This window comes from Pseudomonas sp. SDO524_S393 (genome assembly GCF_054071875.1).
This window is the reverse complement of sequence record NZ_JBSVVZ010000007.1, coordinates 98627-124358: the sequence shown is the minus strand read 5'-3', so window position 1 is coordinate 124358 and position 25732 is coordinate 98627. Positions and strand designations below refer to the sequence as shown.

Below are 25732 nucleotides of genomic sequence, written 5' to 3'. Positions count from 1 at the left end.
CGTCTAATGAATCAGAAACAACTCGGGGCTGAAGAACAGCCCCGGTTACTTAACGTTTTGCTGGAAGCCTCAACCTACGCGGTAGTTTGGCGCTTCCTTGGTGATCTGCACGTCGTGGACATGGGATTCAGCCATGCCGGCGCCGGTGATCCGTACGAACTCTGGCTGGGTGCGCATTTCTTCGATGTTGGCGCTGCCGGTGTAGCCCATCGAGGAACGCAGGCCACCCATCAGTTGATGGATGATCGCGCTCAGGGTGCCTTTGTACGGCACACGGCCTTCGATGCCTTCCGGAACCAGTTTCTCGGCGCCTGCCGAAGAGTCCTGGAAGTAGCGATCGGAAGAACCCTGGGCCTGGGACATGGCGCCCAGCGAACCCATGCCGCGATACGCCTTGTACGAACGGCCCTGGAACAGTTCGATTTCGCCCGGTGCTTCTTCGGTACCGGCAAACATCGAGCCCATCATCACGCAGGAGGCACCGGCCACGATGGCCTTGGACAGGTCACCGGAGAAACGGATGCCGCCGTCGGCGATCAACGGAACGCCGCTGCCTTCAAGGGCCTCGGCAACGTTGGCGATAGCGCTGATTTGCGGCACGCCCACACCGGCGACGATACGGGTGGTGCAGATGGAGCCCGGGCCGATACCGACCTTGACCGCATCGGCGCCGGCTTCGACGAGTGCCTTGGCAGCTGCGCCGGTGGCGATGTTGCCGCCGATCACTTGCACGTCCGGGAAATTCTCTTTGACCCAGCGAACGCGGTCGATCACACCTTTGGAGTGACCATGGGCGGTGTCGACCACCACCACGTCAACACCGGCGGCCACCAGGGCCGAGACGCGCTCGCCGGTGTCCTTGCCGGTGCCGACCGCAGCGCCTACGCGCAGACGACCCTGGTCGTCCTTGCTGGCCAGCGGATAGGCCTTGGACTTCTCGATGTCCTTGACGGTCATCATGCCCTTGAGGGTGAACTTGTCGTCAACGATCAGCACTTTTTCCAGACGGTGCTTGTGCAGCAGTTCGCGCACTTCGTTCTTGTCGGCGCCTTCGCGTACGGTGACCAAACGCTCTTTGGGCGTCATCACTTCGCGAACCGGCACGTCCATACGGGTTTCGAAACGCACGTCACGGGAGGTGACGATGCCGACCAGGTCGCCATCGTGCAGCACCGGTACGCCGGAAATGTTGTGCATACGGGTCAATTCGAGCAGATCACGCACCGTGGCATCGGCTTCGATGGTGATCGGGTCCTTGACCACACCCGCTTCGAACTTCTTGACCTTGCGCACTTCGGCAGCTTGCTGCTCGATGGTCATGTTCTTGTGGATGATGCCGATGCCGCCTTCCTGAGCCATGGCGATGGCCAGACGGGCTTCGGTGACGGTGTCCATGGCAGCGGAAACCAGGGGAATATTCAGCTCGATGCCACGGGTAAGGCGGGTCTTGAGACTGACTTCGTTAGGAAGCACCTCGGAATAACCGGGCACTAGGAGAATGTCGTCGAATGTCAGAGCTTCTTGGCTGATACGCAGCATCGCGGGGGCTCCCGAGCGGGAAAATGGAAGCGCGCCATTATATACACGCACCCTGTCGGGCTCAATGTAAAACTCTGACAAACTTGGTAATACTGATAGATGGAGAAATTTGGCCGCCGACCGACAACGGGACGCGGAGCGTCCAGAGCCGCGTTCCCAGGCGAAGCCTGGGAACGATCAGTGGATTAGAGCTCGACTTTGACCCAACTCATCTTCTGGTCGAGCCAATCGGCGAACTCGTCGATAAAGCTCTGCTTGAACCCCGCCTCGGCCCAGTTGTTGAAGATAAAGCCCAGGTTGGAAAAGCCGCACTCCTGCAGGAACAGAAAACCGTTGATGTCATCTTCATGCCCACACAGCGGGCAGGTGAAGTTGTCGGTATGGCCGGGCATCCAGTCTTCCAGGCTTTCGAACAGTGCTTCGCCGATCTCCTTGCGGCACTCCGGGCAGCCGGCTTCTTCCAGAAATCCCTTCGCCGGGGTGTAGATGCAACGCTTGTAGATGATTTCCAGGCCGTTGACCGGTTCGCTGAACGGCAGCGCCTCGGGGTGCAGCACCACGGCGCGGGCACCATCGGCCAAGGCATGGCCCATGCGGTTGCCGGTGCGACCGCAGGTGGTGAGTTCTTCCTTGATGATGTTCTTGCGCACCAACCAACGCACGATCGCCCGGGCGCGGGGTTCATGGACGGGCAAGGTGGAGATTTTCGGGACAAGGATGCTTTGGGAGTTCATGAGGCCTGAAAGTCCTGCGGTGTGTCGTCTGACGCCATCGCGGGCAAGCCCGCTCCCACAGGTGGCCGCATTCCTACAGGAGAAATACGGTCGAATGTGGGAGCGGGCTTGCCCGCGAAGAGGCCCTGAAGGCTGGCAGCTTAATCCCTGAAAAAATGAGGTCAAGTGCTCAAGTAACGCCCAATCAACGCAACCCCACTCGCCAGCACCAACCACGTCACCAACCTTACAAACGCCTCACGGGACATGCGCATCGTCAGCCTGCGCCCACACCACAGGCCCAAGGCCATCGCCGGCAGCAGGCACAGCGCCAACATCAACAGCGGCACATCCGCATACACCCCGGCAATCAGGAAAAGACTCAGGCGCACAACGGTGCTGCAACTGATCAACGCACTCTGGGTGGCGCGGGCCGCGTCCTTGGGCAGCCGGCTGTTGAGGTAGATCGCGTATAAAAAGCCACCGCTGCCGAACAGCGCGCCAAACAACCCACCGACCGTGCCCATGGGCACCGACCAGCCCGCCGCCAACTGCGTGGGGCGCGCCTTCACCGCCAGGCTGTAGATCGCGTAGGCGCTGATGAACAGGCCCATCAACAGCAGCAACAGGTCGGAATGCAGGTTGAGCAAAAACACCACGCCGAGGGTGCAACCAATCGCCATGCACGGCAGCAATCGCAGCAGTTCCGGCTTGTTCACATCCCGCCGCGATTGCAGCAAGTTGCCGAACGCAGCGACAAAATCCAGCAGCACCAGCAACGGGATGATCTTCGACAAGGGCATGAAAAGGATTAAGAGAGGTCCCGCCACCAATGCGGTGCCAAAACCGGCGATCCCGAACACGATATAGGCCACGACGATGCCCAGGCCGATCACCAGCCAATCCACACCACCAAACGACCACTGATTCATCAGCTCAACCGGGCCCATGGGAAATTCCTTGCAAGAGATGTCCATCACTTTAGCCATCGGCGAGGGTTGCGACTAATATCTTCAAAGCCCTCCACCCATCTCGAAAAGGCATGACGTGTGATTTCCACCCGCCAACTGCGCTACTTTGTCGAAATCGCCGACAGCGGCAGCTTCAGTGCCGCTGCCGAGCGCCTGTTTGTTGCGCAATCGGCCCTGAGCCGGCAAATCAAGGAGCTCGAGAAGCACCTGCAAACAACGCTGTTCGAGCGCACGGCGCGCCAGCCCCGGCTGACCGCCGCCGGAGAGGCGTTTTACCCACGGGCGCGCAACCTGCTCAACGAATTGCTCAAGGCCAGCGAAATGGCCATGCAAGTGGGCAATGGCCAACTCGGAACCCTGCGTCTGAGTCATTCGAGCACGGTGCCGATGAGTGGCCCGCTGCTGCAAGGCATTGGCACCTGGCTGGAACGCTGCCCGGGGGTATCGATGGAGATCGTCAAACTGTCTTCCGAAGCGCAATTGGAAGAAATCGCCGACGGTCGCCTGGAGGTGGGGCTGCTGCGTCTACCGGTATTACGTCAGCGTGAAGGCGTACGCGTGCTGCCTTTGTATAGCGAGCAATTGTTGCTGGCCGTGCCGCCGAATCACGCCTTGGCCCACAGCCGCACACCGGTCGAACTTGAGCAGTTGAAGGACGAAGCGTTTATCTCGATCCCCCATCCCCAGCGCGGAGGACTGAGTTATCTGTCAGCCGAATTGTGCATGCGTGCGGGATTCTTCCCCAAGGCCGCGCGGGTGATGTCGCGCAAAACCACCCAGTTGCAGTTGATCCAGGCCGGCTTCGGTATTGCCTTGTTACCAAAATCCATGCAGGACATCGCGCCAGCCAATGTGCGCTTTTTATCCCTGGCCGACCCGGACTGCTTGAGCACCGTGGCCCTGGCCTGTGCGCAAAAGCCCAGTGCGCTGGTGGAGCAGTTCTGTCAAACCCTGCACGATTGCCTATAAACTGCCGACCATGATTAAAGACCCGTTTGCCCGCCTGGGCCTGGACCGCGAAGTCCTGACTGTCAGCCAGCTCAACAACCGCGCACGGGTGTTGCTGGAAGACGTGTTCATCAATATCTGGGTCGAAGGCGAAATCTCCAACCTCGCCCGCCCGGCCTCCGGCCACGTGTATTTCACCCTCAAGGACAGCGGCGCCCAAGTGCGTTGCGCGCTGTTTCGCAACAATGCCGCACGCGTGCGCCAGGCATTGAAAGACGGCCTGGCGGTGAAGGTACGCGGCAAGGTTTCGTTGTTCGAGGGCCGTGGCGACTACCAGTTGATCCTCGACACCGTGGAGCCCGCCGGTGATGGCGCGCTGCGCCTGGCGTTCGATGCGTTGAAGGAAAAGCTCAGCGCCGAGGGCCTGTTCAGTGCCGAGCGCAAGGTGCCGTTGCCGGTGCATCCTCGGCGCATCGGCATTGTCAGCTCGCCGACAGGCGCGGTGATCCGCGACATCATCAGCGTGTTCCGCCGCCGTGCGCCGAACGTCGAACTGACCCTCATCCCTACCGCCGTGCAAGGCCGCGAAGCCATCCCGCAGATTGTGCGCGCACTGAAACTGGCGGATGCACGCGGCTTCGATGCGCTGATCCTGGCCCGTGGCGGCGGCTCGCTGGAAGACCTCTGGTGCTTCAACGAAGAAGCCGTGGCCCGTGCGGTGGACGCCTGCGTCACGCCAATCGTCAGTGCCGTCGGTCACGAAACCGATGTGTCCATCAGCGATTTCGTCGCCGACGTCCGCGCCCCGACCCCCTCCGCTGCGGCTGAATTGCTGGCGCCGGACGCCAGCCATTTGGTGCGTCAGGTCGAGAACCTGCACCGCCGCCTGGTGATGCTGATGCGCAACCGCCTGACCCACGACCGCCTGCGCCTGGAAGGCATGGCGCGACGTCTGCGGCACCCCGGCGAACGTCTGCGCCAGCAGGCCCAGCGCCTGGACGACTTGGACATGCGCCTGCGCCGGGCCTTCGAACGCAGCCTCAACACCCGTCGCGAGCGCCTGATCCGCCTGGAAACGCGCCTCGCCGGCCAGCACCCGGGCCGTCAACTGGCCCTGCTGCGCCAACGCCTGGACAGCCTCGCCGAACGCCTGCCCCGCGCCATGCGTGAAGGCCTCAAGGCCCGCCGTCTGCAGCTGCAAAGCCAGGTGCAGACGCTGCATGTGGTCAGCCCGCTGGCCACCCTGGGTCGTGGTTACAGCATTTTGCTGGACGAACGCGACCAAGCCATTCGCGATGCCGCGCAAACCCACACCGGCCAGCGCCTGACCGCACGCCTCGGTGAAGGCCAGTTGCAAGTGCGGGTGGAAGACAACCACCTGACACCCGCCACCCTTTCGTTACTGGATTGATCGATGCCACGTTTCCTGAGCTTGCTGATGTTGTTGTGCCTCGCCTTCAACGCCCACGCCGACAGCTACATCACCCGCACGCTGAACAAGCCCGTACCGGGCGGCGTCGCAGTGGTTGACCTGGGCACTGCGGCCACCGCGCCAAAAGCCACCTATCTGGGCAAACCGGTGCTGGTGGTGAAAGAACAGGGCAACTGGCTGGCGATCGTCGGCATCCCGCTGACGGTCAAACCGGGCAACGAGCGCATCAGCAGCGGTGGGCGCAACCTGCCGTTTATCGTCGGTTACAAGAAATACCCGGAACAGCGCATCACCTTGAAAAACAAAAGCCAGGTCAACCCGGACCCGGCCCAGCTCAAGCGCATCGAGGGCGAACTGGCTGTGCAGCTCAAGGCTTACCGCAGTTTCAGCCCGAACCTGCCGAGCAACCTGGTGCTGGACAAACCGGTGAACGGGCCGCTGTCGAGCCGATTTGGCGTGCGCCGCTTCTTCAACGGTGAAGAGCGCAACCCCCACTCGGGTCTGGATTTCGCCGTACCGGCGGGCACGCCGATCAAAACGCCGGCAGCGGGCAAAGTGATCTTGACCGGTAACTACTTCTTCAACGGCAACACCGTGTTCGTCGACCACGGCCAGGGCTTTATCAGCATGTTTTGCCACATGTCGAAGATCGACGTGAAGGTGGGCGATCAACTGGCGCGCGGTACGGTCGTGGGCAAGGTCGGTTCCACCGGCCGTGCTACCGGGCCGCACATGCACTGGAACATCAGCCTGAACGATGCGCGTGTCGACCCGGCGATCTTTATCGGCGCGTTCCAGCCTTGATATGAAGGGTGAGGCTACTGGCCTCATCGCGGGCAAGCCCGGCTCCCACATGGGAACACTCTTCAACTGTGGGAGCTGGCTTGCTGCGATGGCGCACGCCAGTCACCTCTATTGCGCCGCCGGCAAATGCTGCGCAAACAAAGCACGCAGAACCCATAAATAAAGCAATAAAATCTCGCCACTCACGCCAATAGCAGAACTTCTCTCAATTTTTCTCGACTGCTTGCCATCTTTCACCTCGGCGGTTAGGGTTGAGTTCATGAAAACCTCTCACACCCTCATTCAGCGTCGCCAGCACCGCAGCCTGTGCCTTGTCAGCGCACGACTGCCAGGCTGAATCGATCTGCCTCGCCCCCGGCTTTATCCACAATAAACACTTTCTGGCAGGCCGCCTCTTCTCGGCCCTACAACAAGGATTTTCCCGATGAGCATGCTCAAAGACCCGTCTTCGAAGTACCGCGCGTTCCCGACCATCGATATCCCGGACCGCACCTGGCCGTCGAAAACCATCACCACCGCGCCGATCTGGTGCAGTTCCGACCTGCGTGATGGCAACCAGTCGCTGATCGAGCCAATGGACGCGGTGAAAAAGCTGCGTTTCTGGAAAACCCTGGTCGCCGTGGGCGTGAAGGAAATCGAAGCGTCGTTCCCTTCCGCCTCGCAAACCGACTTCGACTTCGTGCGCACCTTGATCGAAGAGGGCCACATTCCGGATGACACCACCATCCAGGTGTTGACCCAGGCGCGTGAAGACCTGATCGCGCGGACGTTCGAATCCCTGCGCGGCGCGAAAAAAGCCATCGTGCACCTGTACAACGCCACCTCGCCGTCCTTCCGCCGCATCGTGTTCAACCAGGACAAGGACGGGATCAAGGCCATCGCGGTCAACGCGGCCAAGTTGTTCGTCAAGTATGCAGCCCAGCAACCGGACACCCAATGGACCTTCCAGTATTCGCCGGAAACCTTCAGTGCTACCGAACTGGAGTTCGCCAAGGAAGTGTGTGACGCGGTGATCGAGGTGTGGAATCCGACGCCTGAGCACAAAGTCATTCTCAACCTGCCGGCCACCGTCGAATGCGCCACGCCGAACATCTATGCCGACCAGATCGAGTGGTTCGGTCGCCATATCAACCGTCGTGACAGCGTGATCATCAGCCTGCACACCCACAACGACCGTGGCACCGGCGTGGCCGCCACCGAGCTGGGCCTGATGGCCGGCGCCGACCGTGTCGAAGGCTGCCTGTTCGGCAACGGCGAGCGTACTGGTAACGTCGACCTGGTCACCGTAGCCCTGAACATGTACACCCAAGGCGTAGACCCCGAGCTGGATTTCTCCGATATAGACGGTATCCGCAAGGTGGTCGAAGAGTGCAATCAGATCCCCGTGCACCCACGTCACCCGTACGTGGGCGATCTGGTCCACACCGCGTTCTCCGGCTCGCACCAGGACGCGATCCGCAAAGGCTTCACTCAGCAGAAAGACGACGCCTTGTGGGAAGTGCCGTATCTGCCGATCGACCCGGCCGATATCGGTCGCAGCTACGAAGCCGTGATTCGCGTCAACAGCCAGTCGGGCAAGGGCGGCATCACTTACCTGCTGGAACAGGAATACGGCATCAGCTTGCCGCGCCGCATGCAAATCGAGTTCAGCCAAGTGGTACAGGCCGAAACCGACCGCGTGGGCCTGGAAATGACTGCCGCGCAGATCTACAGCCTGTTGCAGCGTGAGTATCTGCAAGCCAACACCCCGTACGCGCTGGTCAGCCATCGCCTGCAGGAAGAAAACGGCAACAGCCACGTTGAAGTCGAAGTCGCCAGCAAAGGCCAGGGTGAAACCAACCTGCACTGGAAAGGCAAAGGCAACGGCGCGCTGGAAGCCCTGGTGGCGGGCCTGCCGGTGGCGGTCGAAATCATGGACTACAACGAGCACGCCATTGGTGCGGGCACCAACGCCAAGGCCGCGGCGTACATCGAACTGCGTGTGAACGGCGAGCGTCCGGTGCACGGTGTGGGTATCGATGAAAACATCACCACTGCCAGCTTCAAGGCGCTGTTCAGTGCGCTGAACCGTTCGTTGAGCCAGCAGGAAGCCAAAGCGGCGTAACTGGCTGCTGAAATGCGAAAGGCCCCTGGGTGTGAGTCCAGGGGCCTTTTTTGCTTTGGATCCTGGGTGATGCTGATCACCTCTTCGCGAGCAAGCCCGCTCCCACAGGGGAATGTATTCAACTGTGGGAGCGGGCTTGCTCGCGAAAGCGGTGTGTCAGACAAACTGAAAGCTGTCGGCATCCAGGTTCGCCGGAAACCGGGTGCGATACGCCGCCAACTCGGCCGCATCCAGGCTCACCTGAAACACCCCGTCCGCCTCCCCCGCACTCAACACCGTCTCGCCCTGAAAATCCAGCACCTGGCTGTCACCCGTGTAGGCAAAGCCTTTGCCGTCCGTGCCGATCCGGTTCACCGCTGCCACATAGCACAGGTTCTCGATGGCCCGTGCCGGCAACAGCCGGTTCCAGTGCTGGCGCCGAGCCCCCGGCCAGTTGGCGGTATACAACAGCAGGTCGGTGTCCTGGGCATCGCGACTCCACACCGGAAAGCGCAAGTCGTAGCAGATCAGCGGGCGAACACGCCAACCTTTCAGTTCGAACTGCACCTGACGCTCGCCCGGGGTGTAGTGATTGTGCTCACCCGCCATGCGGAACAGGTGGCGCTTGTCGTAATGCAGCACTTCCCCGTCCGGCCGTGCCCACAGCAAGCGGTTACGATGGCTGCCGTCGGCGGCCTGGATGATCACGCTGCCGGTGATTACCGCATCGTACTGTCGGGCTTGGGCCTGGAGCCAGTGATGGGTCGGACCGAACTCCTGTTCGGCGAGGGTCGCCGACTCCATGGAAAAACCGGTGGTGAACATTTCCGGCAACACGATCAGGTCGGCGCCACGGGCCTGCTCCAGCAGCAGCTCGAAATGCTCGAGGTTGGTCTGGCGGTCGTGCCAGGCCAGGGTGGTCTGGACCAGGGCAATGTTCAGGTTGGGCAACGCACTCAGATCACGCATAGTTTTTCCGCTGCCTGCTGCAGCGTCTCCTCGCGTTTGGCAAAACACAGGCGTACCAGACGCTGGCCTTGGGGCGGGCTCTGGTAGAACACCGAGACCGGAATAGTGGCAACGCCGTGTTCACGGGTCATCCACAGCGACATGGCGACGTCATCCAGGTCCGGGCGAATCTGCGAGTAATCCACCAGTTGGAAATAGGTACCGGCGACCCGTGTGAAGCTGAAACGCGACGGCGCCAAAAGGTCGCAGAACAGGTCGCGCTTGGCCTGATAAAAGGCCGGCAGTTCATCCACGTGCTCGGGGTGTTCGGCCATGAAGTCCGCCAACGCGTATTGCAACGGCGTCACGCCGCAAAAATTGACGTATTGATGCACCTTGCGCAGCTCGGCAGTGAGCGCCGGCGGTGCGACGACATAGCCGGTTTTCCAGCCAGTAACGTGGTAGGTCTTGCCAAACGAGCTGACCACGAAAGCACGTTGATACAGCTCCTCGTGGGCGAGCACGCTGACATGCGGCACGCCGTCAAACACCAAGTGTTCGTAGACCTCATCGCTGACCAGGTAGATGTCGCGGTCACGGATCAGTTCGGCCAGCTGGTCCAGCTCCGCACGGCTGATCAGCGCGCCGGTAGGGTTATGCGGCGAGTTCAGGATGATCATGCGTGTGCGTGGCGACAGCGCCGCCCTGATTTTTTCGAAGTCGAGGGCGAAGCCTTGCAGGCTCAATGGCACATGCACGCAACGACCACCGGCCAGCTCGGCCGAAGGCTCGTAGCTGTCGTAGCTGGGGTCGAACACGATCACTTCGTCGCCCTGGCGAATCACCGCCTGGATCGCGCAGAAGATCGCTTCGGTGGCGCCCGGCGTGATGGTCACTTCAGTGTCTTGATTGACCGTGGCGTCATAGCTGCGGGCAATCTTGGCGGCCACCTGCTGGCGCAATATCGGCAAACCGGTCATGGGCGCGTATTGGTTATGCCCCAGGGCGATATGCTTGCCCACGGCATCAAGCAACGCCTTAGGGCCATTGAAATCGGGAAAGCCTTGGGACAGGTTGAGCGCGCCGGTTTCGGCAGCGAGTTGCGACATGGTGGTGAAAATCGTGGTGCCGACATTCGGCAGCTTGCTGGTGATCATGGGAGCCCCCTTCGGGTGAGCTGCAAGTTTTAAGCTGCAAGTTGCAAGCAGGTCAAGGAGCAAACTGGCGCGCACAAAAAAGGGCTCCAAAGGAGCCCTCTCTTACAGCATGTCGCTTACAACTCGAAGCTGCCGTTATCTCTTGTCCCGGCGCTTCTTGTCGGCCTTTTTGTGGTGACTCATCAAACGACGCTTCTTGTTCACCTGACGGTCAGTCAGTGTGTTCTTGTTGCCTTCGTACGGGTTGTCACTGCCCTTGAACTCGATGCGGATCGGCGTACCGACCAGCTTGAGGACACGGCGGTAGGTGTTTTCCAGGTAGCGTACGTAGGACTTGGGCACCTTCTCCACCTGGTTACCGTGGATCACGATAATCGGCGGGTTGGCGCCGCCCAGGTGGGCATACCGCAGTTTGATTCGGCGGCTGTTGACCATGGGCGGCGCATGCTCGCTCACCGCATCTTCGAGGATCTGGGTCAGGCGGCTGGTCGGCCAGCGGGTGACCGCCGACTTGAACGAGTTCTGCACCGACGCATAGAGGTTGCCCACACCGGTACCGTGCAGCGCCGAGATGAAGTGGATATCGGCGAACTCGACGAAGAACAACCGGCGTTGCAGTTCGACCTTCACGTAGTCGCGCTCGCTCGGGGTCATGCCGTCCCATTTGTTGATCGCGATCACCAGCGCCCGACCAGCCTCCAGGGCAAAGCCCAGCAGGTTGAGGTCGTGGTCCACCACGCCTTCGCGAGCATCCATCACGAAGATCACCACGTTGGCGTCTTTGATGGCCTGCAGGGTTTTCACCACGGAGAATTTTTCGACTTCTTCGTGGATCTTGCCGCGCTTGCGCACACCGGCGGTGTCGATCAGCGTGTACTTTTCCTCGTTGCGTTCGAACGGGATGTAAATGCTGTCGCGGGTGGTGCCGGGCTGGTCATAGACGATCACCCGCTCTTCACCAAGCATGCGGTTGACCAGGGTCGACTTGCCGACGTTGGGACGACCGATGATGGCGATCTTGATACCGTCTTTTTCACTCGGGCCAGGAATGCGCTTGGCTTCCTCGCCTTCGGCAACGATCTCTTCCTCTTCGCCTTCGGCTGGCTCTTCTTCGTCCTTGGGGAAGGTCTGCAGGGCGATTTCCAGCATCTGGTTGATGCCACGACCGTGAGCACCGGCAATCGGGATCGCGTCGCCCAGGCCCATCGGGCTGAATTCGGCACGGGCCAGTTCAGCGTCGATGTTGTCGATCTTGTTGGCCACGACGTAAGAGCGCTTGTTGCGCTTGCGCAGGTGCTCGCCAATCATCTGGTCGGCAGCGGTGTAGCCCGCGCGGGCATCTACCAGGAACAACACGACATCGGCTTCTTCAATGGCGAGCAGCGATTGCTCGGCCATCTTTTCGTCCATGCCATGCTCATCACCGGAAATACCGCCGGTGTCGATAATGATGTAGGAGCGCCCTTGCCACTTTGCCTCACCGTATTGGCGATCACGGGTCAGACCGGACAAGTCGCCGACAATGGCGTCGCGAGTCCTGGTCAGGCGGTTGAACAAGGTGGACTTGCCGACGTTGGGTCGGCCCACCAGGGCGATTACGGGAACCATGCGGCTCTCCACTTCGTTATTTCAGAAAATACAAAAGCCGCTGCAAGGCAGCGGCTGGTGCTCGGGGCAGCATAATCACATGCCGCATGCCCCGCCGAAGCGGGGCCGCCTGGGAGTTACCCCAAGCATAGTCAAACCTTTACTTGATGGTCAGGGCTTCCAGCTTGCCGCTGTTGCCAAACACATAAAGCATGTTACCCACCACCAGCGGACGCGCACGCAGGCCATCGCTGTCGATGCGTTCACGACCGACGAAGCGACCGTCTACCTGGCTCAGCAGGTGCAGGTAGCCTTCGAAGTCGCCCACCGCGACATAGCTGGAAAACACTTCCGGTGCCGACAGTTGACGGCGAGCCAGGGAATCGTTGCTCCACAATGCAGTGGTGGAACGCTCGTCGACACTTTCAACAGTACCGGATGCCAGGCTGACATAGACGCTGCCGAACCCTTGGGCGACACCGGCGTAGCTGGAGGCATCACGTTGCCAGTTGATGCGGCCACTCTGCAGGTCCAGTGCCGCAACACGGCCTTGGTAGGTGGCAACGTAGAGGGTTTCACCCGACAGCAGCAAACCACCGTCGATGTCCACCACGCGGTCCAGTTCGGAGCGACCTTGCGGAATGGCCACACGGGTTTCCCAGGCCGGCACGCCGTTCTGGGTATCGAGGGCGACCACTTTACCGGTCGACAGACCCGCGACGGCCAGATTGTTGGTCACAACCGGACCACTGGTACCGCGCAAGGTCAGTACCGCAGGGGTGCTGTCGTACAACCAGCGTTGCTGGCCGGTGCTGGCATCCAGGCCGATCACGCGATCATCCTGGGTCTGCACCACCACCACGTCACCGTTGGTGGCAGGCGGAGCGAGTACTTCACTGGTCACGCGCGCGCGCCATTTCTCTTCACCGGTGCTGGAATCCAGCGCCACGACTTCGCCTTTCAGCGTGCCGAGCATCACCAGGCCATAACCCACGCCAACGGCGCCCGACACCGGCAGCTCAAGGTCCTTCTTCCATTTCACATCGCCGTTCATGCGATCCATGGAGATCACCACGCCGGTGACGTCAGCGGCCACAATGTTGTCACCGTCGATCGCCGGTACCAGCATGTTGTAGGTTTCGCCCTGACCGTCACCGATGGAGCGGCTCCACTGCTTTTGCAGGATCACTTCTTCCTTGAAGCTGGTCAGCTCGGCCGGAGGCAGTTCTTTTTTACTGTTGCTGCTGCAACCCGCGGCCAGAACGGCCAGAGCCAGCAATGCTGCATGTTTCCAACGGATCACGTCACGCATCCCCTTTGGCCAAGTCGTCCAGCTTGATTTGTAAGCCACCGACCGCCGCTTCATCCGACAGCGCCGCCTTGGCTTTCTTGTACGCAGCATTGGCTTCGTCGGTACGACCCAATTGGACCAACAGGTCGCCCTTGAGCTCTTCGCGAGTGGCTACAAATGCCTTGTCCGCATCGCCGTCGAGCAGTTTGAGTGCTTCGTCAGCCTTGTTCTGTGCCGCCAGTACCTGAGCCAGGCGTTGACGTGCGATTTCACCCAGAGTCGGGTTGACCGGCTTGTCGGCAACCGCCTTCAGTTCAGCCGCGGCGTCATCCAGCTTGCCGGAGTCGACCGCGACTTTCGCGACGAACAGGCTGCCGTATTGGGCGTAGGTGCTGCCACCAAATTCGCTCTTCAGCTTGCCGGCCAGGTCTGCGACGTGCGCAGTGTCAGGCTTGCCGTCCGGAGTCAGCGTAGTTTCCAGCAATTGCTGATAGAGGATCGAGGCGCCCTGGGACTGGTTGGCCTGATACTTGTGCCAGGCCTGCCAGCCGAACACCACCACTAACGCCAGCAGACCGCCGGTCACCAGGGGCTTGCCGTTACGCTGCCACCAGTCCTTCAGTTCGGCCAGCTGCTCATCATCAGTACTCGACACCCCAATACTCCTTAATCGCTAAATTCGGCTGTTCGACAGCTTCAACCCTGCACGACGCAGGTGGCCAAGTGCGCAGCGAGCGCATCAAAGGCAATGTTCTGTTGCTCACCCTGGCCACGCAGGGGTTTGAAACCTATCACTTGCTGGGCCAACTCGTCATCGCCGAGGATCAATGCGTACAGCGCACCGCTCTTGTCGGCTTTCTTGAACTGGCTCTTGAAACTGCCGGCTCCGGCATTGATCTGCAGACGCAGATTAGGCAATTGGTCACGTACTTTCTCGCTCAAGGCCAGGGCTGCCAGTTCGGCGGCCTCACCAAAAGCGCAGAGGTACACGTCCACCTGACGGGAGATCTCTTCGGGAACCTGCTCCAGGGTTTCCAGCAGCAGGATCAGCCGCTCGATGCCCATGGCAAAACCTACGCCTGTGGTCGGCTTGCCGCCCATCTGCTCGACCAGGCCGTCGTAGCGGCCACCAGCACACACGGTGCCCTGGGCGCCGAGCTTGTCGGTGACCCACTCGAACACGGTCTTGCTGTAGTAATCGAGGCCACGCACCAGTTTTGGATTGATTACGTACGGAATGCCTGCCGCGTCGAGACGCGCCTTGAGGCCCTCGAAGTGTGCACGGGATTCGTCGTCCAGGTAATCGGCCATTTTCGGCGCATCGACCAGGATCGCCTGGGTGTCGGCATTCTTGGTATCAAGGACACGCAACGGGTTGGTTTTCAGGCGGCGCTGGCTGTCTTCGTCCAGCTTGTCCAGATGGGCGCTCAGGTAGTCGACCAGGGCCACGCGGTAGCGGCCTCGGGATTCGCTGGTGCCCAGGCTGTTCAGTTCAAGCTTGACCGCATCGCGGATGCCCAGCAGGCCCCACAGGCGCCAGGTGAGCACGATCAATTCGGCGTCGATGTCCGGGCCATCGAGGTTGAACACTTCCAGGCCGATCTGGTGAAACTGGCGATAACGGCCTTTCTGCGGGCGTTCGTGGCGGAACATCGGGCCGATGTACCAAAGCTTCTGCGGCTGACCGCCCCCGGTGAGGCCATGTTCGAGCACCGCGCGCACGCATGCGGCGGTACCTTCCGGACGCAGGGTCAGGGAGTCGCCGTTGCGATCTTCAAAGGTGTACATCTCTTTTTCGACGATGTCGGTCACTTCACCGATGGAGCGTTTGAACAGCTCGGTGAACTCGACGATCGGCATGCGAATCTGCTTGTAACCGTAGTTATCCAGCAGGCGCGCGACAGTACCTTCGAAATAGCGCCACAGCGGCGTCTGTTCCGGCAGGATGTCGTTCATGCCACGAATGGCTTGCAGAGACTTGCTCACATCAAATCCTTAAATTCGTTCTTAGCCGCGCGCGATCAGCGCTGCGTCGGCGGCGACCTTTTCGGCGGCCTTCTCGCGGATCAACCTTTCGAGCTCATCCACCAGATTGTCATTCGTCAGTTTCTGCGACGGCTTGCCGTCGATGTAAATCAGGTTCGGTGTACCACCGGTCAGGCCTATATGGGCCTCTTTGGCCTCACCTGGTCCGTTGACCACGCAACCGATCACCGCAACATCCAGCGGCACCAGCAGGTCCTCGAGGCGCCCTTCCAGTTCGTTCATGGTTTTCACCACGTCGAAGTTCTGCCGCGAGCAGCTCGGGCAGGCAATGAAGTTGATGCCACGGGAACGCAAATGCAGGGATTTGAGAATGTCGTAGCCGACTTTCACCTCCTCTACCGGGTCTGCCGCCAGGGAGATGCGGATAGTATCGCCAATTCCTTCGGCGAGCAGCATACCGAGACCCACCGCAGATTTCACCGTACCTGAGCGCAAACCACCTGCTTCGGTGATCCCCAGGTGCAGCGGTTGCACGATTTCCTTGGCCAACAGGCGATAGGCTTCGACGGCCATGAACACGTCGGAAGCCTTTACGCTGACCTTGAAATCCTGGAAATTCAGCCGTTCAAGGTGTTCAACATGGCGCAACGCCGACTCGACCAGCGCTGCCGGGGTGGGCTCGCCGTACTTCTTTTGCAGGTCTTTTTCCAGGGAGCCGGCGTTGACGCCGATGCGGATTGGAATACCCCGATCACGTGCCGCATCCACCACGGCACGCACCCGGTCTTCGCGACCGATGTTGCCCGGGTTGATGCGCAGGCAGTCAACGCCCAGCTCCGCGACGCGCAAGGCGATCCGGTAATCGAAGTGGATGTCGGCCACCAGCGGCACCTTGACCAGTTGCTTGATACGACCAAAGGCCTCGGCCGCGTCCATGTCCGGCACGGATACACGCACGATGTCCACACCGGCCGCTTCCAGGCGGTTGATCTGGGCAACGGTGGCAGCCACATCATTGGTGTCGCTGTTGGTCATGCTCTGTACCGCGATGGGGGCATCGCCACCCACCGGCACCGAGCCGACCCAGATCTTGCGCGATACGCGACGTTTGATTGGAGATTCGCCGTGCATGACTATTGTCCCAGCTTCAGGCGAGCGGTCTCGCCAGTGGTGAACGGCGCCACGTCCACAGGCTGGCCGTTGTAGGCCACTTGCGCACCACGGGCAAAGCCCAGACGCAGCGTCAGAGGAGGCTTGCCGCCCTGGTCAAGCGTATCTCCCTTACGCTTCAGACCGCTAAACAGCACTTTGCCATTGCCATCGGTGACCTGCGTCCAGCAGTCAGCGATGAAGGTGATCTGTACACGACCATCACCGGCGATCAACGCTGGAGTGGTGGGCGGCGAAATCGCAGGCGCCGCCGGGGTAGCCGGGGCCACAGGGGCTTGCGTGGCAGGCGCAGCAGGTGTGGCAGGCACATGGGCCTGAGCCTGCGGCGCTGCCGGCGTGGCTGGTGCGGCTGGTGCTGGAGCAGTCACCGCAGGCGCCGTTTCCGGCGCGGGTGTTTCGGCAGTGGCTGGCGCTTCGGACGCCGCTTGACCTTCGGCTACCGCCTGGTCTTCCGGCTCATCCAGTGGGTGAATCTGTGTGGTGCCGTCGGCGCTCTCGACCTCGACGTGCTCCATGGCGTTGCTGACCAGGTCCTTGGTACGCAAGGACGTCTGGTCTTGCCACCAGACAAAGCCACCGCCGATCACGGCGATCAGCAGCAGCAGGCTGACAATGCGCAAAATGGTGTGGGAAACCCGTACCGGCTCTTCAATACGTCCCAGGCCATGCACATTGCTGCCCTGGGAGTCGGTGCCGGTGAACTGATCGAATTCCTGGACCAGCACGGCCTGGTCGATGCCCAGCAACTTGGCGTAGGCACGGATATAACCCCGGGCGAAGGTGTGCCCAGGCAGCTTGTCGAACGCGCCGGCTTCCAGGTTGGCCAGGGATGTGGCGGTCAGATTGAGCTTGAGGGCCACCTCTGCCAGGGACCATCCTTTGCTTTCACGGGCCTGACGCAAGGTCTCGCCTGGGTTTACGCGATTAGCTGCTACAACTTCCGGGTGCGCCGCTTTCATCATTGCTCCGACAGGTATTGCTGATATTCCGGCGTACCGGGATAGAGTCGTTCGAGTTGCTGGCCAAATCGTGCGGCCGTGTCGCGTTCTTCATGAACCGTCGCCAGACGCACACCGAGCAATAGACTACGTGCATTTTGCCCGCTGAGCAGGCTAAAACGCTCGTAATAGTCACGTGCCGGCACATAATGCCTGTCTTCGTAGGACAACTCAGCCATTTCAAGCAACGCCCGTGGCTGGCGACTGTTCAGGTGCAGGGCTTTTTCCAGTTGCTGGCGCGCAACGTCGCGCTGGCCAAGGCGCACCGACGTCACACCGAGGTTCTCGAATACACGCGAGCGCTCAGGATAGAGCGTATCGGCGCTGGCCTGCTGGAAATAACGGGAAGCCTGGTCATAACGTTTCTGCTCGAACAGGAAGCTGCCGTAGTTGTTCAGCAGCCGAGGGTCGGCAGGCCGTGCGGCCAGGGCTTTATTGAAGTATCGATCGGCCAGTTCAGGCTCGGCCTGGGCCTGGAACACCAAGGCCAGCGCGGCATTGGCGTCGGCATCGTCGCTGTCCAGCTCAAGGGCCTTTTTCAACGGTGCCTTGGCTTGCTCGCTCATGCCCTGGCGCAGGTAACCCAGGCCCAATTGCACATAGGCAACCCGCGCCTCGTCACGACCTTTGCCGGTTTGCAGGGGGCTCTCATGGCCCGATGAAACGCAACCGGTCGCAAGGCCGGTAACAAGCAAAAGCAGCGCAAGGCGCAAGGGCATAGAGATCCTCTCTCAGTTTCGGTTTGCAGCGCTTTGCGGCATGTCGTCAGCTGCGCTCAGTTCACGCACCGCGATATAACGCTCGCTGCGGCGGGTGCGATCCAGCACCTGCCCTACCAATTGGCCACAGGCCGCATCGATGTCCTCACCACGGGTGGTGCGCACGGTGACATTGAAGCCCGCCTGGTGCAGTTGATCCTGGAAACGGCGGATGGCGTTGTTGCTTGGCCGCTCGTAGCCAGAATGGGGAAACGGGTTGAACGGAATCAGGTTGATCTTGCACGGCACGTTCTTGAGCAGCTCGATCATCTCGACCGCGTGCTCGACTTTGTCGTTGATGTCCTTGAGCAAGGTGTACTCGATGGTCAGTACACGCTTTTCGCCCAGGGCCGACATGTAGCGCTGGCAGGAATCGAGGAGCATCTTAAGCGGATACTTCTTGTTGATCGGCACCAATTGGTTACGCAATGCGTCATTGGGTGCGTGCAGCGACAACGCCAGGGAGACGTCGATGTGCTTGGCCAATTCATCGATCATCGGAACCACGCCGGATGTCGACAGGGTCACGCGGCGCTTGGAAATGCCGTAGCCCAGGTCGTCCATCATCAGGCGCATGGCCGAAATGACGTTGTCGAAGTTCAGCAGCGGTTCCCCCATCCCCATCATCACCACGTTGGTGATGGCCCGGTCGATGGTGGCCGGAACGCTGCCGAAGGATTTATTGGCGATCCACACCTGGCCAATGACTTCGGCGGCGGTGAGGTTGCTGTTGAAGCCTTGCTTGCCGGTGGAGCAGAAACTGCAGTCCAGGGCACAGCCTGCCTGGGACGAAACGCACAAGGTGCCGCGCTTGCCCTGGGGAATGTAAACAGTCTCGACGCAGCTGCCGGACGCCACGCGCACCACCCACTTGCGGGTGCCGTCGCTGGAAATGTCCTCGCTGACCACTTCAGGACCACGAACCTCAGCGACAGCCTTGAGTTTTTCACGCAGGGCCTTGCTGACGTTCGTCATGGCATCGAAATCGTCGACGCCAAAGTGGTGAATCCATTTCATTACCTGACCGGCACGGAAACGCTTCTCCCCGATTGAGTCGAAGAATTTCTCCATTTCCGGCTGAGTCAGACCCAGCAGGTTGGTTTTTACAGTCGATGTCGTCATGGATTCACCCTCACTCTTTAAGCCGGTGCTTAGCGAGTGGTTACTTCAGTAGCTGCGAAGAAGTAAGCGATTTCGCGAGCAGCAGCGGCTTCGGAGTCCGAACCGTGTACGGCGTTGGCGTCGATGGACTCGGCGAAGTCAGCACGGATGGTGCCGGCAGCAGCTTCTTTAGGGTTGGTAGCGCCCATCAGCTCACGGTTCAGAGCGATGGCGTTTTCGCCTTCCAGAACCTGAACAACGACAGGACCGGAGGTCATGAAAGCAACCAGGTCACCGAAGAAACCGCGAGCGCTGTGCTCGGCGTAGAAGCCTTCGGCTTCAGCCTTGGACAGTTGCTTGATTTTGGAAGCTACGATTTTCAGACCGGCTTCTTCAAAACGGGTGGTGATCTTGCCGATGACGTTTTTTGCAACAGCGTCAGGCTTGATGATGGAGAAAGTACGTTGAACAGCCATGGTGTAACTCCAGAAACGGTAATTTACGAAAAATTAAACCCGCGAATTATACGCGGGTTATTGGGTATTGCCTAACTGCGTAAAGGAGGCGTCAGTCCTGTTCTTCTTTCCAGGCAGTCTGGATAGCTTCCAAGACCTTTTCGCCGCCCCGGTCCCGCTCATCTTCAAACCCTGGCAACGCCATGACCATGTCACGCAAAGCGACAAAGTTCAGCGAATAAGGGTCCAGATCCGGATAACCATCAGCCAACAGAATGGCGATTTCTTGTACATCAACCCATTTCAGGCTCATGACATTTCCTTGAATCAATGCGGCGCTTCGGCTGCATGGTTGAGCGAATATTTCGGAATTTCCACGGTGATGTCTTCCGTCCCGACCTTTGCCTGACAGCTTAGGCGCGAATGCGCCTCCAGGCCCCAGGCGCGATCAAGAAAGTCCTCCTCCAGCTCGTCCGCCTCTTCCAGGGTATTGAACCCTTCGCGAATGATGCAGTGGCAGGTGGTGCAGGCGCAGACACCGCCGCAAGCGCTTTCGATCTCGATATGGTTGTCATGGGCGACTTCGAGGATGGACTTGCCGGTCTCAGCCTCCACGACCATACCGTCCGGGCAATGCTCGGCGTGTGGCAGAAAAATGACCTGCGGCATTAATTATTCCTCGATTTCATTCAGGTTGCGTCCCGCCAGGGCGGCTTTTACCGTCTGGTCCATACGGCGGGCGGCAAAGGCATCGGTCACTTGCGACAGACGCTTGGTCTGCTGCTCGATGGCATAACCATCGGTGCCTTTCATCAGTTCAGACAGTTCCTGCATTTGCAGGTCAATGACCATGCGCTCTTCGGCGTCCAGCAAACGCTCGCCGTCGACCTCGAGGGCGCCCTGCACCGCTTCGATCAGACGCTGGGCATCGACCTGCTGCTCACGCAAGACACGGGCGACCTTGTCGTCACCGGCGTACTGGAACGAATCCTTGAGCATCTTGGCGATTTCGCCATCGGTGAGGCCATAGGACGGCTTGACCTGGATGCTCGCTTCCACGCCCGAGCCCAGTTCGCGAGCAGCGACGTTGAGCAGGCCATCGGCGTCGACCTGGAAGGTCACGCGAATCTTTGCCGCCCCCGCGACCATGGCCGGAATACCACGCAATTCGAAGCGTGCCAGGGAGCGGCAGTCGCTGATCAGCTCGCGCTCGCCTTGCAGCACATGAATCATCATGGCCGTCTGGCCGTCTTTGTAAGTGGTGAAGTCCTGGGCACGAGCAACCGGGATGGTGGTGTTGCGAGGAATCACCTTCTCCATCAGGCCGCCCATGGTTTCCAGCCCTAGAGACAATGGAATCACGTCGAGCAGAAGCAGTTCGCTACCGTCGCGTTTGTTACCGGCCAGGGTATCGGCCTGGATCGCAGCGCCAATGGCAACGACTTGATCCGGATCGATTTCGGTCAGTGGCTGACGGCCAAAGGCTTGAGCAACCGCTTCGCGAACACGCGGCACACGAGTGGAACCGCCGACCATCACCACGGCGCCGACGTCTTCCAGCTCGATACCGGAATCACGCACTGCACGGCGGCAGGCTTTCAGGCTGCGGGCCACCATCGGTTCGATCAACGCGTCGAAGGCGTCACGGCTCAACCGGGCAGACCAGTTGCCGTAGGAAACATCTACAGAAGCAGCATCCGTCAGCGCTTCTTTGGCCGCACAGGCGGTTTGCAGCAGGTTACGCTGCGCGCCTGGATCCAGATCCGCCGACAAGCCGGCGTTGCTGATGATCCAGCTCGCGATTGCATGATCGAAGTCATCACCACCCAAGGCACTATCGCCGCCGGTAGCAAGCACTTCGAAGACACCACCCGTCAGGCGCAGGATCGAAATATCAAAGGTACCGCCGCCCAGGTCGTAGATGGCGACCAGCCCCTCGGCGTGCTGGTCCAGGCCGTAGGCCACCGCCGCAGCGGTCGGCTCGTTGAGCAGGCGCAAGACGTTAAGGCCAGCGAGTCTTGCCGCGTCCTTGGTGGCCTGGCGCTGAGCATCGTCGAAGTAAGCCGGAACCGTGATCACCGCACCAACCAGTTCACCGCCCAACGTGCTTTCTGCGCGCTGGCGGAGCACCTTGAGGATATCGGCTGACACTTCCACCGGGCTTTTCGGCCCTTGGACAGTGTCGATGAACGGCATGTGGGATTCGCCGCCGACAAAGCGGTACGGCAGTTGGTCACCCAATTGCTTGACGTCGGACAGACCACGACCCATCAAGCGCTTGACCGAAAGCACGGTATTCAAAGGGTCGGAAGACGCAGCCAGCTTGGCCGATTCACCGACTTCGGTGCGATCGGCGTGGTAGCGCACGGCGGATGGCAGGATCACCCGGCCATCCGCATCGGGAAGCGGCTCGGACAGGCCGCTGCGCAAAGCAGCAACCAGGGAATTGGTGGTGCCCAAGTCAATCCCGACCGCCAGGCGACGCTGGTGCGGTTGAGGGCTTTGGCCGGGTTCGGCGATTTGCAGTAGGGCCATGGTAATCAGGTCTTATCTGTCTATCAGGCGTGCATCACGGGCAGCACACGGGGTTAATCGTCGAGGCGCTCTTCTAGCTGGCGCACTTCGTAGGTGAGCTTGTCCAGGAACTGCATGCGCCGCATCAGGCGTTCGGCCTGTTCGCGTTGCGCCGCATCATCCCAACAGGCCGCGAAACTTTCGTTGAGCGCATCCTGGGCAGTTTTCAGACGACGCTTGAAGACCGCGACACCCGCCAGGTCGGCTTCGTCCTGCAAGTCCTCGAGCTCTTCACGCCACTGCATCTGCTGCATCAGGAAGTCCGGGTCATGCACCGTAACCTCCAGCGGCAACTCACCCCCCTTCATCGCCAGCAGATAGCGGGCGCGCTTGGGCGGGCTTTTCAGGGTCTGATAGGCTTCGTTGAGGCTGGCCGACTGCTCGAGCGCCAGGCGCTGCTCGCGCTCGGACGCATCAGTGAAGCGGTCCGGATGCACCCCACGCGCCAACTCTCGGTAGCGCGTGGCAAGCTGCTCGAGGTCCAGCCGAAAACTCGGCTGCAGCTCGAATAAAGCGAAATGACAAGGAGTACCCACGAATAGCCTCAGATGTTGAAGCTTTCGCCGCAGCCACATTCACCGCGCACGTTGGGGTTGTTGAACTTGAAGCCTTCGTTCAACCCTTCCTTGACGAAATCGAGCTCGGTGCCGTCCAGGTAGGTCAGGCTTTTAGGGTCGATGATCACTTTTTCACCGTGACTTTCGAACACCTGGTCTTCCGCAACCACCTCGTCGACAAACTCCAGCACATAGGCAAGGCCGGAGCAGCCCGTGGTGCGCACACCCAGACGAATCCCCTCACCCTTACCGCGCCCATTCAGGGAGCGGCGAATGTGCTGCGCAGCCGCTTCTGTCATGCTGATAGCCATCGTTGACTCCTTACTCGTCGCCAAATGCTTAGATCAAGCCTTTCTTCTGCTTGTAGTCGCGAACGGCTGCCTTGATGGCGTCTTCAGCGAGTACGGAGCAGTGGATTTTCACCGGCGGCAGGGCCAGTTCTTCGGCCAGCTGGGTGTTGCTGATGGTGACAGCCTCATCCAGGGTCTTGCCTTTCATCCATTCGGTCGCCAGGGAGCTGGAGGCGATGGCCGAACCGCAGCCGTAGGTCTTGAACTTGGCGTCTTCGATAACACCGTTGTCGTTGACCTTGATCTGCAGGCGCATCACATCGCCGCACGCCGGGGCGCCGACCATGCCGGTGCCCACGTCTGGGTCTTCCGCGTCCATCTTGCCGACGTTACGCGGGTTTTCGTAGTGGTCAATGACCTTTTCGCTGTAAGCCATGGTACTGAATCCTCACTCATCAGGGCCGCTCTGGAACCCTGTAGAAACGCCTGCGTTTTCCGCCACGTTCCTACAGAGCCGGGGTGGCGGCTTCTATAGTTAGTGTGCCGCCCACTCGATCTTGGAAATATCGACACCGTCTTTGTACATGTCCCACAACGGCGACAGGACGCGCAGCTTGTTGACGGCCTCGCAGACTTTCTGCGCGGCGTAGTCGACTTGCTCTTCGGTGGTGAAACGGCCGAACGTAAAGCGGATCGAGCTGTGTGCCAGTTCGTCGTTGCGACCCAGGGCGCGCAGCACGTACGAAGGCTCAAGGGACGCCGAGGTGCAGGCCGAACCGGACGAAACCGCCAGATCCTTGAGCGCCATGATCAGCGACTCGCCTTCGACATAGTTGAAGCTCAAATTCAGGTTGTGCGGTACACGGGCGGTCATGCTGCCGTTGATGTACAGCTCTTCAAGGCCCTCGACCTGCTTGTAGAAGCGGTCGCTCAGGGCTTTGATACGAATATTTTCGGCGGCCATGTCTTCTTTGGCTACGCGGAAGGCTTCGCCCATGCCGACGATCTGGTGGGTCGCCAGGGTGCCGGAACGCATGCCGCGCTCGTGACCGCCACCGTGCATGGTGGCTTCGATGCGCACACGTGGCTTGCGGCTCACGTACAGGGCGCCGATGCCTTTAGGGCCGTAGGTCTTGTGGGCAGAGAACGACATCAGGTCGACTTTCAGTTTCGACAGATCGATATCGACCTTGCCTGTGGACTGGGCAGCGTCGACGTGCAACAGGATCCCCTTCGAACGAGTCAGTTCGCCGATGGCTGCGATGTCGTTGATGGTGCCGATTTCGTTGTTCACGTGAATGACGGAAACCAGGATGGTGTCTTCACGCAGGGCAGCTTCGATCATGGCCGGAGTGACGATACCGTCGGTGGTGGGCTCGAGGTAGGTGACCTCGAAACCTTCACGCTCCAGTTGACGCATGGTGTCCAGGACCGCCTTGTGCTCGATCTTGGTAGTGATCAGGTGCTTGCCCTTGGTCGCATAGAAATGCGCCGCACCCTTGATTGCCAGGTTGTCGGACTCGGTGGCACCGGAGGTCCAGACGATTTCGCGCGGGTCTGCACCCACCAGATCTGCAACCTGGCGACGAGCATTCTCGACTGCTTCCTCGGCTTTCCAGCCAAATACGTGGGAACGGGAGGCCGGGTTGCCGAAGTTTCCGTCAACCAGCAGGCATTCGCTCATCTTCTGCGCAACACGCGGATCAACCGGGGTGGTCGCAGAGTAATCAAGGTAAATCGGCAATTTCATGGACTTTCTCCTAAATCAGGCTGGCTGGCGCGCCGTTAGCTCTTCGGCTGTCACTCGACGGCGGACGCTTCAATCTTGTCCAGACGCGGCGCCTTGGTGTTGCAACGGCGCTGGTCCTGACGCTGGGCTACTTCCTGCACCTCACGGCGAGTCACAAGATCAGCCAAGCTGATACCACTCAAAAACTCATGGATCTGCAGGCTCAAGTCACACCACAGGTGGTGCGTCAGGCAGGTGTCACCGGCATGGCAGTCACCCAGTCCCTGGCATTTGGTGGCATCGACGGACTCATTCACCGCATCGATGACCTGCGCCACCTGGATGCCCTTCATGTCACGGGACAATTGATAGCCGCCCCCCGGCCCCCGCACACTGGAAACCAGATTGCTACGGCGCAATTTGGCAAACAGTTGCTCGAGATAGGACAGGGAAATGCCTTGGCGCTCGGAGATATCGGCCAGGGACACCGGCCCAGTTTGCGCGTGCAAGGCCAAGTCAAGCATGGCGGTCACCGCGTATCGGCCTTTTGTAGTCAGTCTCATGGACAAGTACCAAGGTGTTTCAGAATGGGAGCAAGTATGCGATTCCCGAGTATTTAAGTCAACTATAAGACCTAGTAC

The 25732-nt window shown here is 60.2% G+C and carries 27 protein-coding genes; 4 read left to right on the top strand and 23 right to left on the bottom strand.

Annotated features, from left to right (window positions below; translation table 11 throughout):
- Window positions 1-69: 69 nt before the first annotated feature.
- The 3 genes from guaB to ACW9IB_RS05535 form a co-directional block, all read right to left on the bottom strand.
- The gene (gene guaB / locus ACW9IB_RS05545) at window positions 70-1539 is read right to left on the bottom strand and encodes an IMP dehydrogenase (protein WP_457368947.1); all 1470 of its coding nucleotides are present in this window, start codon (window positions 1537-1539) and stop codon (window positions 70-72) included.
- Between the two features lie 185 nt (window positions 1540-1724).
- Window positions 1725-2273: a sugar ABC transporter ATPase gene (locus tag ACW9IB_RS05540; RefSeq protein WP_457412668.1), complete on the bottom strand. Its 549-nt coding sequence runs from the start codon at window positions 2271-2273 to the stop codon at window positions 1725-1727.
- A gap of 161 nt (window positions 2274-2434) precedes the next feature.
- On the bottom strand, window positions 2435-3202 hold the full coding sequence (locus ACW9IB_RS05535) for a sulfite exporter TauE/SafE family protein (protein ID WP_457368945.1): 768 nt from the start codon (window positions 3200-3202) through the stop codon (window positions 2435-2437).
- 99 nt (window positions 3203-3301) lie between these two features.
- Between ACW9IB_RS05535 and ACW9IB_RS05530 the strand changes: the two genes are divergently transcribed.
- Genes ACW9IB_RS05530 through ACW9IB_RS05520 form a run of 3 tightly spaced genes read left to right on the top strand, consistent with a single transcriptional unit; the run spans window position 3302 to window position 6407 of the window.
- Window positions 3302-4192, top strand: a complete 891-nt coding sequence (locus ACW9IB_RS05530; RefSeq protein WP_457412666.1) for a LysR family transcriptional regulator — start codon at window positions 3302-3304, stop codon at window positions 4190-4192.
- Between the two features lie 10 nt (window positions 4193-4202).
- Window positions 4203-5582 (top strand): exodeoxyribonuclease VII large subunit, encoded by a 1380-nt coding sequence (xseA, locus tag ACW9IB_RS05525; protein WP_457412664.1) that lies wholly within the window; start codon window positions 4203-4205, stop codon window positions 5580-5582.
- A gap of 3 nt (window positions 5583-5585) precedes the next feature.
- Entirely contained in the window at window positions 5586-6407 is an 822-nt protein-coding gene (locus tag ACW9IB_RS05520) for a peptidoglycan DD-metalloendopeptidase family protein (protein WP_457412663.1), read from the top strand.
- 108 nt (window positions 6408-6515) lie between these two features.
- On the opposite strand, the gene ACW9IB_RS05515 is transcribed toward ACW9IB_RS05520, so the two are convergent.
- Window positions 6516-6668 carry a hypothetical protein gene (locus ACW9IB_RS05515; RefSeq protein ID WP_457412662.1) on the bottom strand — a complete coding sequence of 51 codons (153 nt, stop codon included), beginning with the start codon at window positions 6666-6668 and terminating at the stop codon, window positions 6516-6518.
- Between the two features lie 163 nt (window positions 6669-6831).
- Here ACW9IB_RS05515 and leuA point away from each other — a divergent pair, with 163 nt between their 5' ends.
- Window positions 6832-8511: a 2-isopropylmalate synthase gene (gene leuA / locus ACW9IB_RS05510; RefSeq protein WP_457368940.1), complete on the top strand. Its 1680-nt coding sequence runs from the start codon at window positions 6832-6834 to the stop codon at window positions 8509-8511.
- A 156-nt stretch (window positions 8512-8667) separates the two neighbouring features.
- Here leuA and ACW9IB_RS05505 read toward each other — a convergent pair whose 3' ends face one another.
- The 19 genes from ACW9IB_RS05505 to iscR form a co-directional block, all read right to left on the bottom strand.
- Window positions 8668-9459, bottom strand: coding sequence for an amidohydrolase (locus tag ACW9IB_RS05505; protein WP_457412660.1), 792 nt, complete (start codon window positions 9457-9459; stop codon window positions 8668-8670).
- Window positions 9447-10595, bottom strand: a complete 1149-nt coding sequence (locus tag ACW9IB_RS05500) for a pyridoxal phosphate-dependent aminotransferase (protein WP_457412659.1) — start codon at window positions 10593-10595, stop codon at window positions 9447-9449. The genes ACW9IB_RS05505 and ACW9IB_RS05500 overlap by 13 nt, the downstream gene beginning before the upstream one ends.
- Before the next feature lie 135 nt (window positions 10596-10730).
- Complete coding sequence (gene der, locus ACW9IB_RS05495) at window positions 10731-12203, bottom strand: ribosome biogenesis GTPase Der (RefSeq protein ID WP_457365803.1); 1473 nt, start codon at window positions 12201-12203, stop codon at window positions 10731-10733.
- A gap of 139 nt (window positions 12204-12342) precedes the next feature.
- Entirely contained in the window at window positions 12343-13494 is a 1152-nt protein-coding gene (gene bamB, locus ACW9IB_RS05490) for an outer membrane protein assembly factor BamB (RefSeq protein ID WP_457365804.1), read from the bottom strand.
- Complete coding sequence (locus ACW9IB_RS05485; protein WP_457412657.1) at window positions 13487-14128, bottom strand: YfgM family protein; 642 nt, start codon at window positions 14126-14128, stop codon at window positions 13487-13489. The genes bamB and ACW9IB_RS05485 overlap by 8 nt, the downstream gene beginning before the upstream one ends.
- A 41-nt stretch (window positions 14129-14169) precedes the next feature.
- Window positions 14170-15459 carry a histidine--tRNA ligase gene (hisS, locus tag ACW9IB_RS05480; RefSeq protein ID WP_457365806.1) on the bottom strand — a complete coding sequence of 430 codons (1290 nt, stop codon included), beginning with the start codon at window positions 15457-15459 and terminating at the stop codon, window positions 14170-14172.
- A 21-nt stretch (window positions 15460-15480) separates the two neighbouring features.
- A complete protein-coding gene (ispG, locus tag ACW9IB_RS05475; protein ID WP_123715341.1) occupies window positions 15481-16590 on the bottom strand; it encodes a flavodoxin-dependent (E)-4-hydroxy-3-methylbut-2-enyl-diphosphate synthase in 1110 nt (369 codons plus the stop codon).
- A gap of 2 nt (window positions 16591-16592) precedes the next feature.
- On the bottom strand, window positions 16593-17588 hold the full coding sequence (locus ACW9IB_RS05470; protein ID WP_457365807.1) for a RodZ domain-containing protein: 996 nt from the start codon (window positions 17586-17588) through the stop codon (window positions 16593-16595).
- Complete coding sequence (gene pilW / locus ACW9IB_RS05465; RefSeq protein WP_457365808.1) at window positions 17588-18346, bottom strand: type IV pilus biogenesis/stability protein PilW; 759 nt, start codon at window positions 18344-18346, stop codon at window positions 17588-17590. The genes ACW9IB_RS05470 and pilW overlap by 1 nt, the downstream gene beginning before the upstream one ends.
- Before the next feature lie 12 nt (window positions 18347-18358).
- Window positions 18359-19507 (bottom strand): 23S rRNA (adenine(2503)-C(2))-methyltransferase RlmN, encoded by a 1149-nt coding sequence (gene rlmN / locus ACW9IB_RS05460; RefSeq protein WP_457365809.1) that lies wholly within the window; start codon window positions 19505-19507, stop codon window positions 18359-18361.
- Window positions 19508-19536: 29 nt separating this feature from the next.
- On the bottom strand, window positions 19537-19962 hold the full coding sequence (ndk, locus tag ACW9IB_RS05455) for a nucleoside-diphosphate kinase (protein ID WP_008092560.1): 426 nt from the start codon (window positions 19960-19962) through the stop codon (window positions 19537-19539).
- Between the two features lie 91 nt (window positions 19963-20053).
- Window positions 20054-20254 carry a Fe-S cluster assembly protein IscX gene (gene iscX, locus ACW9IB_RS05450; protein WP_060754320.1) on the bottom strand — a complete coding sequence of 67 codons (201 nt, stop codon included), beginning with the start codon at window positions 20252-20254 and terminating at the stop codon, window positions 20054-20056.
- Between the two features lie 14 nt (window positions 20255-20268).
- Window positions 20269-20610 carry an ISC system 2Fe-2S type ferredoxin gene (fdx, locus tag ACW9IB_RS05445; protein WP_017736823.1) on the bottom strand — a complete coding sequence of 114 codons (342 nt, stop codon included), beginning with the start codon at window positions 20608-20610 and terminating at the stop codon, window positions 20269-20271.
- Window positions 20611-20613: 3 nt separating this feature from the next.
- Window positions 20614-22476, bottom strand: a complete 1863-nt coding sequence (hscA, locus tag ACW9IB_RS05440; protein WP_457412656.1) for a Fe-S protein assembly chaperone HscA — start codon at window positions 22474-22476, stop codon at window positions 20614-20616.
- Window positions 22477-22529: 53 nt separating this feature from the next.
- The gene (hscB, locus tag ACW9IB_RS05435) at window positions 22530-23051 is read right to left on the bottom strand and encodes a co-chaperone HscB (protein ID WP_457365811.1); all 522 of its coding nucleotides are present in this window, start codon (window positions 23049-23051) and stop codon (window positions 22530-22532) included.
- Between the two features lie 8 nt (window positions 23052-23059).
- Entirely contained in the window at window positions 23060-23383 is a 324-nt protein-coding gene (gene iscA, locus ACW9IB_RS05430; RefSeq protein ID WP_003175963.1) for an iron-sulfur cluster assembly protein IscA, read from the bottom strand.
- Window positions 23384-23411: 28 nt separating this feature from the next.
- Window positions 23412-23798: a Fe-S cluster assembly scaffold IscU gene (gene iscU / locus ACW9IB_RS05425; protein WP_010207899.1), complete on the bottom strand. Its 387-nt coding sequence runs from the start codon at window positions 23796-23798 to the stop codon at window positions 23412-23414.
- Between the two features lie 99 nt (window positions 23799-23897).
- Window positions 23898-25112, bottom strand: a complete 1215-nt coding sequence (locus ACW9IB_RS05420) for an IscS subfamily cysteine desulfurase (protein ID WP_016971998.1) — start codon at window positions 25110-25112, stop codon at window positions 23898-23900.
- Window positions 25113-25162: 50 nt separating this feature from the next.
- Entirely contained in the window at window positions 25163-25654 is a 492-nt protein-coding gene (iscR, locus tag ACW9IB_RS05415; protein ID WP_457365812.1) for a Fe-S cluster assembly transcriptional regulator IscR, read from the bottom strand.
- Window positions 25655-25732 lie beyond the last annotated feature (78 nt).

What these genes read in the sequence shown, in the direction of transcription:
- guaB (WP_457368947.1), bottom strand. Translation starts at nt 1,539, where the DNA reads ATGCTGCGTATCAGCCAAGAAGCTCTGACATTCGACGACATTCTCCTA.
- ACW9IB_RS05540 (WP_457412668.1), bottom strand. Translation starts at nt 2,273, where the DNA reads ATGAACTCCCAAAGCATCCTTGTCCCGAAAATCTCCACCTTGCCCGTC.
- ACW9IB_RS05535 (WP_457368945.1), bottom strand. Translation starts at nt 3,202, where the DNA reads ATGGGCCCGGTTGAGCTGATGAATCAGTGGTCGTTTGGTGGTGTGGAT.
- xseA (WP_457412664.1), top strand. Translation starts at nt 4,203, where the DNA reads ATGATTAAAGACCCGTTTGCCCGCCTGGGCCTGGACCGCGAAGTCCTG.
- ACW9IB_RS05520 (WP_457412663.1), top strand. Translation starts at nt 5,586, where the DNA reads ATGCCACGTTTCCTGAGCTTGCTGATGTTGTTGTGCCTCGCCTTCAAC.
- ACW9IB_RS05515 (WP_457412662.1), bottom strand. Translation starts at nt 6,668, where the DNA reads ATGAACTCAACCCTAACCGCCGAGGTGAAAGATGGCAAGCAGTCGAGA.
- leuA (WP_457368940.1), top strand. Translation starts at nt 6,832, where the DNA reads ATGAGCATGCTCAAAGACCCGTCTTCGAAGTACCGCGCGTTCCCGACC.
- ACW9IB_RS05505 (WP_457412660.1), bottom strand. Translation starts at nt 9,459, where the DNA reads ATGCGTGATCTGAGTGCGTTGCCCAACCTGAACATTGCCCTGGTCCAG.
- ACW9IB_RS05500 (WP_457412659.1), bottom strand. Translation starts at nt 10,595, where the DNA reads ATGATCACCAGCAAGCTGCCGAATGTCGGCACCACGATTTTCACCACC.
- der (WP_457365803.1), bottom strand. Translation starts at nt 12,203, where the DNA reads ATGGTTCCCGTAATCGCCCTGGTGGGCCGACCCAACGTCGGCAAGTCC.
- bamB (WP_457365804.1), bottom strand. Translation starts at nt 13,494, where the DNA reads ATGCGTGACGTGATCCGTTGGAAACATGCAGCATTGCTGGCTCTGGCC.
- ispG (WP_123715341.1), bottom strand. Translation starts at nt 16,590, where the DNA reads ATGCACGGCGAATCTCCAATCAAACGTCGCGTATCGCGCAAGATCTGG.
- ACW9IB_RS05470 (WP_457365807.1), bottom strand. Translation starts at nt 17,588, where the DNA reads ATGAAAGCGGCGCACCCGGAAGTTGTAGCAGCTAATCGCGTAAACCCA.
- pilW (WP_457365808.1), bottom strand. Translation starts at nt 18,346, where the DNA reads ATGCCCTTGCGCCTTGCGCTGCTTTTGCTTGTTACCGGCCTTGCGACC.
- rlmN (WP_457365809.1), bottom strand. Translation starts at nt 19,507, where the DNA reads ATGACGACATCGACTGTAAAAACCAACCTGCTGGGTCTGACTCAGCCG.
- ndk (WP_008092560.1), bottom strand. Translation starts at nt 19,962, where the DNA reads ATGGCTGTTCAACGTACTTTCTCCATCATCAAGCCTGACGCTGTTGCA.
- iscX (WP_060754320.1), bottom strand. Translation starts at nt 20,254, where the DNA reads ATGAGCCTGAAATGGGTTGATGTACAAGAAATCGCCATTCTGTTGGCT.
- fdx (WP_017736823.1), bottom strand. Translation starts at nt 20,610, where the DNA reads ATGCCGCAGGTCATTTTTCTGCCACACGCCGAGCATTGCCCGGACGGT.
- hscA (WP_457412656.1), bottom strand. Translation starts at nt 22,476, where the DNA reads ATGGCCCTACTGCAAATCGCCGAACCCGGCCAAAGCCCTCAACCGCAC.
- iscA (WP_003175963.1), bottom strand. Translation starts at nt 23,383, where the DNA reads ATGGCTATCAGCATGACAGAAGCGGCTGCGCAGCACATTCGCCGCTCC.
- iscU (WP_010207899.1), bottom strand. Translation starts at nt 23,798, where the DNA reads ATGGCTTACAGCGAAAAGGTCATTGACCACTACGAAAACCCGCGTAAC.
- ACW9IB_RS05420 (WP_016971998.1), bottom strand. Translation starts at nt 25,112, where the DNA reads ATGAAATTGCCGATTTACCTTGATTACTCTGCGACCACCCCGGTTGAT.
- iscR (WP_457365812.1), bottom strand. Translation starts at nt 25,654, where the DNA reads ATGAGACTGACTACAAAAGGCCGATACGCGGTGACCGCCATGCTTGAC.